1 rRNA gene is annotated in these 1,057 nt (G+C 53.8%); it reads left to right on the top strand.

The window, feature by feature from the left end:
* Positions 1-1,057, top strand: a 23S ribosomal RNA gene (locus L693_RS0105435); the annotation flags it as partial.

Raw genomic sequence — 1,057 nt, 5'->3', positions numbered from 1 at the left:
AGCCCTGTAGTTCAAAACTGGTTCCCTCCGAGACGGATCCCGAGTAGTGCGGGGCACGTGAAACCCCGTATGAATCCGGCAGGACCATCTGCCAAGGCTAAATACTCCCTGGCGACCGATAGTGAAGCAGTACCGTGAGGGAAAGGTGAAAAGCACCCCGGAAGGGGAGTGAAATAGATCCTGAAACCGTGTGCTTACAAGAAGTCAGAGCCCGATCTATGGGTGATGGCGTGCCTTTTGTAGAATGAACCGGCGAGTTACGTTCCCGTGCAAGGTTAAGGTGAAGAGCTGAAGCCGCAGCGAAAGCGAGTCTGAATAGGGCGAATGAGTACGTGGACGTAGACCCGAAACCGGGTGATCTACCCCTGTCCAGGGTGAAGGTGCGGTAACACGCACTGGAGGCCCGAACCCACGCATGTTGAAAAATGCGGGGATGAGGTGGGGGTAGCGGAGAAATTCCAATCGAACCCGGAGATAGCTGGTTCTCCCCGAAATAGCTTTAGGGCTAGCCTCGGAAAGAAGAATCGTGGAGGTAGAGCACTGATTGGGTGCGGGGCCCGCAAGGGTTACCAAGCTCAGTCAAACTCCGAATGCCATGGATTTAGTTCCGGGAGTCAGACAGTGAGTGCTAAGATCCATTGTCAAAAGGGAAACAGCCCAGACCATCAGCTAAGGTCCCCAAGTGTGTGTTAAGTGGGAAAGGATGTGGAGTTGCACAGACAACCAGGATGTTGGCTTAGAAGCAGCCACCATTGAAAGAGTGCGTAATAGCTCACTGGTCGAGTGACTCTGCGCCGAAAATGTAACGGGGCTAAACACACCACCGAAGCTATGGCTTGATGCTTTGCATCAGGGGTAGGGGAGCGTTGAATGCGGGTTGAAGGTGTACCGGAAGGAGCGCTGGACTGCATTCAAGTGAGAATGCCGGTATGAGTAACGAAAAGATCTGTGAGAATCAGATCCGCCGAAAGCCTAAGGGTTCCTGAGGAAGGTTCGTCCGCTCAGGGTAAGTCGGGACCTAAGGCGAGGCCGATAGGCGTAGTCGAAGGACAACAGG

The organism is Paenibacillus sp. 1-18, assembly GCF_000520755.1.
Taxonomy (GTDB): Bacteria; Bacillota; Bacilli; order Paenibacillales; family Paenibacillaceae; genus Paenibacillus; species Paenibacillus brasilensis.
The sequence above is the reverse complement of the archived record's forward strand: the minus strand, read 5'-3'. Positions and strand labels throughout refer to the sequence as shown.